This window comes from Nocardia higoensis NBRC 100133, assembly GCF_000308595.1.
GTDB classification, from domain to species: Bacteria; Actinomycetota; Actinomycetes; order Mycobacteriales; family Mycobacteriaceae; genus Nocardia; species Nocardia higoensis.
This window is the reverse complement of the sequence record NZ_BAGA01000135.1, coordinates 22,619-31,909: the sequence shown is the minus strand read 5'-3', so window position 1 is coordinate 31,909 and position 9,291 is coordinate 22,619. Positions and strand designations below refer to the sequence as shown.

Genomic DNA, 9,291 nt, shown 5'->3' with positions numbered 1-9,291 from the left:
GGCGCGGCCTGCGGTGGCGTGGCGGCGCTGCGGGGTGGCCCGCGCGCGGTTCATCGCTGGTCCAGATAGTCGGCGACCGCGAGCAGCGCGTCGCGATGGGCGGCCTCGGCCTCGGCCAGGCGCTGGCCCGCGGCGAGATAGGCGGCCTTGAACAGCAGCGCGGTCTCCTGGAAAGCCGCTACGGTGGCGCGTAATTGGCTGCCCTTGTTCGCGAAGCCGGCGCTCAGCGCGCGGCCGGTGGGCAGCTCGGGGAACCCGGTCACGGTGCTCGCGGCATCACCGGCGGCCAGCGCCGCCTCGAGATCCTCGACCAGCTTGTCGCAGGCGGCGGCGAGATTCACCGCCACATCAGGGGCGAGTTCGAAACGTTCGCCGCCGTTTCCGCTCACCGCCGCGGCGTACAGCCCCCTGGCCAGCCCCTGCCCGGTATCCGGCACCATCCGCCTCGCCCCCTCGCCTCGGGTTCAACCGCTACCGCTGGGGACTCTAGCGGCGCGCGCGGGTGATGCGGGACGGGTCGATGGTCGATTGTGAGCGGGCGCACGCGAATTCGTGCGCCCGGTCGGGGTGTCCGCCGGGCGGGCGGTTTCGGACGGCGCGCCTCAGGCGGGAGCGACGTCGATCGTCATGCCCGTCGCGCGCAGCCGTTCGGTGAGCGCGTCGCCCGCGGCGGCCGCCGGGGTGAGCACGCCCGCGATCTCCGGCAGATCGTCGAAGGCCAGCGCCAAGCCGGTCTCGCCGATCATGACGGCGGTGGCCTGGTAGCCGGGATCGCCCGTGCCCGCGAAGGTCGCCAGGTACTTCGCGCCGGAGGTGGTGTGCGCGACGGTCTTCATGGTGAACCAGCCGGTGCGCCTGCTCTGCTCGCTCGGGCCGGTACCGGGCGCGGGCAGCACCCTGTCGAGCAGTTTGCGACCGACCTTCGCGCGCGAGAGCAGCGCCAGGGCGCCGATCCCGGCCACCGTGCCGCCGGTCATCGCCGCCGCGACCACCGGCGCCAGCGGGGAGGAACCCGCGCTCATCACCTCGCGGTAGCGGAAGTTCTTGCCGTATACCCAGCCGAGCAATCCGTTGCTGCGCCGCACGATCCGGGTGTTGTGACTGGCCATCACGAAGGTGCCGACCCAGCCGTCCAGGCTCGGATCGATGCGGCTCGCGCGGCCGAAGGCCTGATCGGAGAGGCCGCCGACCTCGGGTTCCCTGGCCGGGTCCACGGTCAGCGCGTACGGATCGCCGAGCACCTTCAGCTTCGAGGAGTCCGCGGCCACCGCCTCCATCATCGCGCGGCCGGAATCGATGGTGCCGCCGCTGACGCCGCCTTTGAGCGCGGCCACCAGGGTGACGTCGGTGAGCTCGCCGGTGTTGTCGGCGACCGTGCGGCGGTAGAGCTGGTAGACGCTCAGATCCGAGGGCACCGAGTCGTAGCCGCAGGAGTTCACGATCTTCGCGCCGGTGGAGACGGCGGTGTCGTGCCAGGTGTCGATGGCGTCGCGGATGAACAGCGGCTCACCGGTCAGATCCGCGTAGTGGGTGCCCGCCTTGGCGCAGGCCTCCACCATCGGCATGCCGTAGCGCAGGTAGGGGCCGACCGTGGTGATGACGGCCCTCGTGCGCGCGGCCAGGCCGTCGAGCGCCGCCTGATCGGTGGAATCGGCCACCACCAGCGCCCAGTCCGCCGCGCGCGGCCCGAGTTCCTCCTTGACCAGCGCCAGCTTGGCCGCCGAGCGACCGGCCAGCGCGATGCGCGCACCGGCCGGGGCCGCGCCGAGCACGTACTCGGCGATGAGCTTGCCGACGTATCCGGTGGCGCCGAACACCGTGAGATCGAATTCGCGGGTGTCTGTCATAGCTCTGCCACTCCTGGTCATCGGCGCGACGTGCGGCCGGCCGACGGTTGTCGTTTCCGGGACGAGAGGTGTTCGCATCGCCAGCGACGGTGGGCCCGGCCCAGCTCGGTCACCGGCTCTTCGTCGTAGAGCCATTCCCTGGCGATGCGATGCCAATTCGCGGTCGTGCGCAATTGGCCGAGCATGCCGAAGGTCAGAAAATCCGCTCGCCGGGAGAACAGATGCTCCGGCGGCAGATTCTGCTGTTTCATGCCGGCGAATTCGCTCGCCCGCGGGTCGACCGCGAGCAGGAAAGCGCCGCTGGCCAATTCGGAAGTGATGGTGAGTTCCTCGTCCACCAGGCACCATTCCGAGGCCGAGAGCACGTATTCCAGACTCTCCTCCGCGCCGATCTCCTCGGGAGAATCGATCACGCCGCGCTCGATCATCAATCGGCGCAGGTCTTCGGCGCGTTCCTCGGCGGCGGCGCGCAGGCAGGTGATCTCGAAATCGACGTGCTCGCGGTCCATCCGGTTGTAGAGACCGAAATCGAGGAAGCCGACGCGGCCGTCGTCGAGGACGAGCACATTGCCCGGATGCGGGTCGCCGCAGAATTCGGCGAATTCGAACAGTGAGCCGACGTAGAAGCGATAGATGATCTCCCCGATGCGGTTCCGGTCGGCATCGGGAAGTTCCCTGGCCTCGTCGAAGGAACGGCCGGCCAGGTATTCCGAGACCAGCACACGGGTGGTGCAGTGCTCGGGGAAGGTGCGCGGCACCACGATGAACGGGTGGTCGGCGTAGAGTCCGGCCAGCTGGGCCTGGGTGGCGGCCTCGGCGCTGTAGTCGAGTTCGCTCTCGATGTTCAGCCGCAGCTCGTCGAGCACCGCGGGAGTCACCCACGGCATGGCCGACTGCAACACCTTGCGGAACATGGTGAGGTTCTTGAGGTCCGCGCGCACCGCGGCGTCGATGCCCGGGTACTGGACCTTCACCGCGACCTGCCTGCCGTCGTGCAGGCGGGCGCGATAGACCTGGCCGATGGAGGCCGCGGCGATCGGCTCGGGCTCGAACTCGGCGAACACGCTCTCCAGCGGGGCGCCGAAGTCCTCCTCGATCACCCGGCGCATCCCGGCGAACGGCACGGTCGGCGCGGCATTGCGCAGGACGGCCAGGCGTTGCTGGAAGCGCTCGCGATGGGTGTCGGGCACCAGATCCATATCCAGCACCGACATCATCTGGCCGAGCTTCATCGCGACGCCCTTCATGGTGCCGAGCACCACGACCACCTGCTCGATGGTCCGCAGCATCGACTCCTCGGCCATCTCGGCCCGGACCGCCTCCGAACGTCCGCGCATCGACAACCGGGTGCGCTGGTTGCGCAAGACCGTGCCCGCGGCCACCGCGCCCAGCGCGGTGCCACGGGCCAGCCGCGAGGTCGGCACGTGCTTCGCCATCGAGGTACCTCCGTTGGTGCCGCCGAGATCGGGTGGTGATCTCGCCCACCGCCGCCGGACTCGGCCGGGGAGGGCACACCACCGCGTTCAGCCTAACGGCAGGCGGTGTGATGTCGCTCGCACGGGAACCGGCCGATATCAGACCGTCGGGTCGATCTCCGGGGCCGGGAGCACGTGCTGCTGCTTGTTGAACTCCGCACGGGAGCCGCCGGTGCGCGCCATGCCCTCGATCGCGCTCCACACCATCATCGTGAGGTAGTCGATGACCTCTTCGCGGGTCAGCGTCTTGTCGGTGGTCCACCAGTGCGTCGCCAGCTGGATGCCGCCGACCAGCACATAGGACCACAGCTGGGAGCCGGTGGTGTCGATGCCGCGCGAGTTCGCGTGCTCGCTGAGCACCGCGGAGACGACATCGGCGAACAGCTTCTCGAACTCCGCGAGCGAGGAGCTGTCCGAGCCGTTGCCCATGATGAACCGGTAGACCTCGGGATCCTCGTCGACGGTCGTCACATAGGCCGTCAGCGCCGAGCGGGTCAGCTGGTATTCGTCGGCGTCCAGGCTGATCGCGCCGTACACGCGCGGCATCAGGGTCTGCTCGATGAACCGCTGCATGGTCGCGTGGACCAGGTCGTTCTTGTCGGCGAAGTACCGGTAGAGGACGGTTTTCGAGACGCCGATCTGGGTGGCGATCTCGTCCATGCCCGCGGAGGCGCCGCGGGCGCGCACGGCGGCCAGCGTGCCGTCGACCAGCTCCTCGCGACGATCGATCTTGTGCTGGCGCCACCGGCGTTTGCGGCCGTCCACCCGGCCGGAGCGCACGGCCGCCGGTCGATCGGCGCGTTCACCGACGTCGACAAGGTCTTCGGTGGACAGGATGAACTCCCTCGCTCGTTTCGGGTGGGTCGGTCCGGTGGGTCGGCCTACAGCTTATGGCACAGCAGAATGGAAGACATGGAGAAAGCTCCCGGCAACCTCACCGCCCCCGTGATCGTGGCTCCCCGGCCCGCTCCGGCGGTGAATCCCGCCGCGCCGAACGGATTCTTCGTCGACGAGGCGGCCAAGAAGCGTGATCTGCGCCGGATGAAGGCGCTGGCCACCGGCCTGCTGGCACTCGCGACCGCTGTCTACCTGTGCTGCCGATGGCTGGAATCGCGCGGCGGCGGCGGGGAATGGGTGGGATATGTGCGCGCCGCGTCCGAGGCGGGCATGGTGGGCGCGCTCGCGGACTGGTTCGCCGTCACAGCGTTGTTCCGGCATCCGCTCGGTCTGCCGATCCCGCACACCGCGATCATCCGCAAGAAGAAGGACCAGCTGGGCGCCAGCCTGGGCAGTTTCGTCGGCACCAACTTCCTGGCACCGGAGGTGGTCTCGGAGAAGGTGAGCTCGGCGCAGGTCTCGCTGCGGGTCGGGCGCTGGATGGCCGACCGCGGGCACGCCGAACGCGTGGCGCAGGAGAGTTCGACCATCCTGCGCGCGGTGGTGGGGGCGCTGCGTGACGAGGACGTCGAGCAGATCATCGACAACACCATCGTCAAACGGATCGCCGAACCGCTGTGGGGTCCGCCGATCGGGCGGGTGCTCGCCGAACTGCTGGCCGACAACCGTCAGGTCGCCCTGATCGACCTGCTGGCCGAGCGCGCCCACCAGTGGGCGCTGGCCAGCCAGGAAACCGTCGACAAGGTGATTCTGGAGCAGGCGCCGCAGTGGGCGCCGAAGTTCGTCAACATCATGCTCTCGGAGAAGATCTACCGTGAGCTGGTGGAGTTCACCTGGAAGGTGCGCTCCGAACCCGAGCACGAGGTGCGGCTCGCGGCGAACCGCTTCCTCGACGAATTCGCTCGCGACCTGCAGTACGACGAGGCGATGATCAAGAAGGCCGAGCGGGTCAAGTCGCAGGTGATGGGCCGCGAGGAGATCACCGGTCTGGCCGAGGCGACCTGGCGCGCGGCCAAGCGGCTCATCCTGGAATCGGCCGACGACCCGGACAGCACGCTGCGGCGCAAGGTCGCCGAGAATGTGCAGCAACTCGGCGAGCGCTTGCGCGACGACGACGAGATGCGCGCCAATGTGGACGGCTGGCTGGATCGCGGCGTGCGCTATCTGGTGAGCAACTACGCGGCGGAGATCACCACCCTGGTCACCGACACGGTCGCCAAGTGGGACGCCGAAGAGGCGAGCAAGAAGATCGAACTGCAGGTGGGACGTGATCTGCAGTTCATCAGGATCAACGGCACGGTGGTCGGCTCGCTGGCGGGCCTGGCGATCTACACCGTCTCCCAGCTGTTGTTCCACGCCTGAACGACACTTGCTCCGGAGTCCGGCGCGCCGCCGACACTCCGTGCTAACAGAGTGCTTGCAAGAGCTAGCACTCTCTCCTAGACTCGACCACGTACAACCGCCAGAAGGTGAGTGATGGCAGACCATCCCGAGCGGCGCGTAGCGCACGCGGCGCACGACATCGGAGGTTTCATCAGGGCGCAGCGGGAAGCCGCGCAAGTCTCGTTGCGTCAACTGGCCGCGCTGGCGGGGGTGAGCAATCCCTATCTCAGCCAGATCGAGAGGGGTTTGCGTAACCCGTCCGCGGAGGTGCTCACGCAGATCGCGAAAGCGCTGCGGGTGTCCTCGGAGGTCTTGTACGTACGGGCCGGCTATCTCGAGGAGCGGCCACACAGTCCGGTTCGGGACGCGCTGCTGGGCGACACCTCCATCACGGAGCGCCAGAAGCAGGTCCTGCTGGACATCTATGAATCGTTCCGCCGTGAGAACGGCGCGGACGAGACGGAGGGGGAGCGGGACAGCGACGTTCCGAATCCGACGATCGACGTCACCCCGACACCACAAGACACTCCGCCACGCCAGGAGAGCCGAACATCATGACCGAGAAGACCGTAACCGTGACCAAGCCGCTGCTCGCCGCCGTCGGCGCCGGAGATGCCGTGTACGCGGCCGCCCTGGACGTCGTCAGCCAGGTGCGCGAGAAGGCGGGCTCGACCGCCGACGTGAGCGTGCGGGTGGAGGAGGCGCGCGAGCGCATCGCCCACGTGCCCGCCGACGTCCAGGCTCAGTTCGAATCGCTGCGCGAGCGGCTGTCCGGCCTGCCGGGCGAGCTGCCCAACGATGTCGCCGAGCTGCGCGACCGGCTGACCACCGAGGAGCTGCGCAAACTGGCCGAGGAGTACTTCTCCAAGGCGGTCGACCTCTACACCGAGCTCGCCGCCCGCGGCGAGGAGACCGTCGAGCGGCTGCGCGCCAACCAGGTGGTCGAGGAGCGTATCGGCCGGGTGGAGACCCTCTACAAGGACGCCGCCGCGCGCGCCGAGGACGTCGTCGGCAAGGTGAACGGCCTGCTGGGGCGTCCGGCCAAGGGCGAGGAGTCCGCGCCGGTGGTCGAGGCCGAGCCGGTCGTGCCCGTGGTCGACGCCGAGGTCGTCGATATTGCCACCGAGGCCGCGCCGTCGTCGGCCGAGACCGCCCCGGAGCCCGCGCCCGCCAAGAAGGCGCCGGCCAAGAAGGCCACGCCTCGCAAGACCGCGCCGAAGACCGTCTGATCCTCCGCTTCGGCGTCGGATCGACCCGCCCTCGTGCAGCCCGGCTGTGCGGGGGCGGTTTTCGTACACTGGACAGGTGGACACCGTGAACGGCTTGACCGGCCTGATTCTGCTCGTGCTGTGGCTCGCCGCGCTCGGCGCGACGATCTTCGCGCTGATTCACGCCGTGCGCCAGCGCGCCGACGCCTTCCCCGCCGTGGACAAGCAGACCAAGCCGATCTGGCTGGCCATTCTCGGCGTGGCCACCCTGCTGCTGTTGTTGCAGCCCGGCGGTCTGAGTCTGCTGGCCTTCGTGTCGATCATCGCGACCGGCGTCTACCTCGCCGACGTCCGGCCGAAGGTGGACGAGGTGCAGCGCGGGCCGCGCTGGTAGAAGTTCTGTCCGAACTCACGATGGTGCGGCGCTCCCGTCAGCGTTACTGTATCGAGCAGTAACATAAAAGGAGTGTTCGATGCGTGTTCAGCCGGCCGCCGTCCTGGCGCGGCTCCGGGCGAGGTTCCGGGCATGGTCCGCCGAACATCGGGCGAGCTTGCGCGCGCGCCGTTACCCGACCGCGGCGTTCGACCCGCCCACCGTGCCCCATGATGTGGTGCCGGTGCTCACGACCGACGGAGCTCGCCTGCGGGTACACGCCTACGGCCCGGCCGAGGCGCCCCTCGTCGTGCTGATTCACGGCTGGACCTGCGCCATCGAGTACTGGAACGCCCAGATCAACGCCTTCGCCGGTGACTACCGCATGATCGCCTACGACGTGCGCGGACACGGTGAGAGCGAACGCGGTTCGGCCCCGCTGAGCATGGAGCAGCTCGCCGACGACCTGGCCGTGGTGCTCGACGCCGCCGTGCCCGCCGGGCGCAAGGCGGTGCTGGTCGCCCACAGCCTCGGCGGCATGACTCTGCAGGCCTGGGCCGCCCGGTATCCCGACGAGGTGACCCGCCGAGCCCATGCCGTGCTGATGACCAACACCGCCCCGCACGGTCTGGTCGCCACCACCACCGTGGTGCCGTTCTTCAACCGGCCGATGCGGTTCAAGCGCACCGGCATCTCGCTGCCCGCGGTGGTCGGCAAGCTCGGGCTCGGCACGCCCATCGTGTTCCCGCCGATCGCGCCGGTACGGTGGCTGTTCGCCCGTCAGGTGATGTCCCTGGCCAGCCCCCGGGATCACGTCGATTACGGCATGGCGATCGTGCGTTCCTGCCCGGCCGCCGTCCGCGCCGAATTCGGCAGGTTGCTGGCCACCATGGACGTCGGGGAGTCGGCGAAGAACCTGCTGGTGCCCACCACGATCATCGCAGGCTCCCGTGACGACCTCACCCCGCCGGTGCACGCCGAGATCATCGCCGAAATGCTCGAATCGGTGGGCAGCCTGGACCGCTACGAGATCTTCCCGACCGGACATCTGGGCAATATCGAGCAGTTCGAGCGCTTCAACGCCGAACTCGCCCGCGTGCTCGCCGCGGTGGGCGACCAGCACGCCGAAGCCGCGGGCTGAGCCGGGGACGCGGGAGAAGCGCTCGGGAACTCAGGAGAAGACGACGGTGCGGCGGCCGTGCACGAGCACCCGGCCCTCCAGGTGCCAGCGCAGGCCCCTGGCCAGCACGACGCGCTCGATATCGCGTCCCTGACGGACCATGTCGCGCACCGTGTCGGCGTGGTCGATGCGGATGACGTCCTGCTCGATGATCGGTCCCGCGTCCAGTTCCGGGGTCACGTAGTGGCAGGTCGCGCCGATCAGCTTCACGCCGCGCGCGAAGGCCTGGTGATAGGGCCGTGCGCCGACGAACGAGGGCAGGAAGCTGTGGTGGATGTTGATCGCCCGGCCCGCCCAGTGTTCGCACAGTTCCGGCGGCAGCACCTGCATGAACCGGGCGAGCACCACCGCGTCGGGATCGTGCGCGTCGACCAGCGACCGGACCTCGGCGAAGGCGGGGCCGCGCTCGGCGGGGTCCTTCGGGAAGGGCACGTGGTGGAATTTCACCCCGTGCGCCTCGGTGATGGCGGCCAGGTCGGGATGGTTGCCGATGACGGCCTCGATGGTGGCGGGCAGCTCGCGGGCCGCCGCCCGGCCGAGCAGATCGTGCAGGCAGTGGCCGTCACGACTGACCAGCAGCACCGCGCGCCGGGGCGCGGCGGAGTCGAGCACCTGCCATTCGGTCGCCGGACCGAACTCGGCGGCGACGGCACCGAAGCGGTCGCGCAACTCTTCGATCGGGAACGGCACGGTGGCCGCGGTGATGGCCTGCCGGGTGAAGAACCAGCCGGACTCGGCGTCGGAGTGGTAGCCGGCCTCGGAGATGGATCCGCCGAACTCGGCGATGAACGAGGTGATCCTGGCGATGATGCCCGGGCGGTCCGGGCATCCCAGGGTCAGCACGTAGCGGCGGTCTTCCTGATCAGGCTGAGCGGGACTCATGAGCCCATCTTTACAGGCCGCGCGGACCGGGGCGCCGGGTGCCGGT

The 9,291-nt window shown here is 69.1% G+C and carries 10 protein-coding genes; 5 read left to right on the top strand and 5 right to left on the bottom strand.

Features of this window, described 5'->3' with window-relative positions; all coding sequences use genetic code 11:
* Positions 1 to 50: 50 nt before the first annotated feature.
* From ON26_RS24485 to ON26_RS24470, 4 genes are all read right to left on the bottom strand, one after another.
* On the bottom strand, positions 51 to 440 hold the full coding sequence (locus ON26_RS24485; protein ID WP_040799031.1) for a hypothetical protein: 390 nt from the start codon (positions 438 to 440) through the stop codon (positions 51 to 53).
* Between the two features lie 162 nt (positions 441 to 602).
* Positions 603 to 1,847 carry a saccharopine dehydrogenase family protein gene (locus tag ON26_RS24480; protein ID WP_085999081.1) on the bottom strand — a complete coding sequence of 415 codons (1,245 nt, stop codon included), beginning with the start codon at positions 1,845 to 1,847 and terminating at the stop codon, positions 603 to 605.
* Between the two features lie 17 nt (positions 1,848 to 1,864).
* On the bottom strand, positions 1,865 to 3,283 hold the full coding sequence (locus tag ON26_RS24475) for an ABC1 kinase family protein (RefSeq protein ID WP_051027492.1): 1,419 nt from the start codon (positions 3,281 to 3,283) through the stop codon (positions 1,865 to 1,867).
* Positions 3,284 to 3,421: 138 nt separating this feature from the next.
* Complete coding sequence (locus tag ON26_RS24470) at positions 3,422 to 4,102, bottom strand: TetR/AcrR family transcriptional regulator (RefSeq protein ID WP_083884328.1); 681 nt, start codon at positions 4,100 to 4,102, stop codon at positions 3,422 to 3,424.
* Between the two features lie 132 nt (positions 4,103 to 4,234).
* Here ON26_RS24470 and ON26_RS24465 point away from each other — a divergent pair, with 132 nt between their 5' ends.
* The 5 genes from ON26_RS24465 (at position 4,235) to ON26_RS24445 (ending at position 8,324) form a co-directional block, all read left to right on the top strand.
* On the top strand, positions 4,235 to 5,581 hold the full coding sequence (locus ON26_RS24465) for a DUF445 domain-containing protein (protein WP_174375442.1): 1,347 nt from the start codon (positions 4,235 to 4,237) through the stop codon (positions 5,579 to 5,581).
* Positions 5,582 to 5,695: 114 nt separating this feature from the next.
* Positions 5,696 to 6,160, top strand: coding sequence for a helix-turn-helix domain-containing protein (locus tag ON26_RS24460; protein WP_040799022.1), 465 nt, complete (start codon positions 5,696 to 5,698; stop codon positions 6,158 to 6,160).
* Positions 6,157 to 6,831 (top strand): heparin-binding hemagglutinin, encoded by a 675-nt coding sequence (locus tag ON26_RS24455; protein WP_040799020.1) that lies wholly within the window; start codon positions 6,157 to 6,159, stop codon positions 6,829 to 6,831. Before ON26_RS24460 ends, ON26_RS24455 begins: the two co-directional genes overlap by 4 nt.
* Positions 6,832 to 6,907: 76 nt before the next feature.
* On the top strand, positions 6,908 to 7,204 hold the full coding sequence (locus ON26_RS24450; RefSeq protein WP_040799018.1) for a DUF2516 family protein: 297 nt from the start codon (positions 6,908 to 6,910) through the stop codon (positions 7,202 to 7,204).
* Between the two features lie 79 nt (positions 7,205 to 7,283).
* On the top strand, positions 7,284 to 8,324 hold the full coding sequence (locus tag ON26_RS24445) for an alpha/beta fold hydrolase (protein WP_040799016.1): 1,041 nt from the start codon (positions 7,284 to 7,286) through the stop codon (positions 8,322 to 8,324).
* Between the two features lie 30 nt (positions 8,325 to 8,354).
* On the opposite strand, the gene purU is transcribed toward ON26_RS24445, so the two are convergent.
* Positions 8,355 to 9,245 carry a formyltetrahydrofolate deformylase gene (purU, locus tag ON26_RS24440; RefSeq protein ID WP_040799014.1) on the bottom strand — a complete coding sequence of 297 codons (891 nt, stop codon included), beginning with the start codon at positions 9,243 to 9,245 and terminating at the stop codon, positions 8,355 to 8,357.
* Between the last annotated feature and the right edge of the window lie 46 nt (positions 9,246 to 9,291).

What these genes read in the sequence shown, in the direction of transcription:
- ON26_RS24475 (WP_051027492.1), bottom strand. Translation starts at nt 3,283, where the DNA reads ATGGCGAAGCACGTGCCGACCTCGCGGCTGGCCCGTGGCACCGCGCTG.
- ON26_RS24445 (WP_040799016.1), top strand. Translation starts at nt 7,284, where the DNA reads ATGCGTGTTCAGCCGGCCGCCGTCCTGGCGCGGCTCCGGGCGAGGTTC.
- ON26_RS24465 (WP_174375442.1), top strand. Translation starts at nt 4,235, where the DNA reads ATGGAGAAAGCTCCCGGCAACCTCACCGCCCCCGTGATCGTGGCTCCC.
- ON26_RS24460 (WP_040799022.1), top strand. Translation starts at nt 5,696, where the DNA reads ATGGCAGACCATCCCGAGCGGCGCGTAGCGCACGCGGCGCACGACATC.
- purU (WP_040799014.1), bottom strand. Translation starts at nt 9,245, where the DNA reads ATGAGTCCCGCTCAGCCTGATCAGGAAGACCGCCGCTACGTGCTGACC.
- ON26_RS24455 (WP_040799020.1), top strand. Translation starts at nt 6,157, where the DNA reads ATGACCGAGAAGACCGTAACCGTGACCAAGCCGCTGCTCGCCGCCGTC.
- ON26_RS24485 (WP_040799031.1), bottom strand. Translation starts at nt 440, where the DNA reads ATGGTGCCGGATACCGGGCAGGGGCTGGCCAGGGGGCTGTACGCCGCG.
- ON26_RS24480 (WP_085999081.1), bottom strand. Translation starts at nt 1,847, where the DNA reads ATGACAGACACCCGCGAATTCGATCTCACGGTGTTCGGCGCCACCGGA.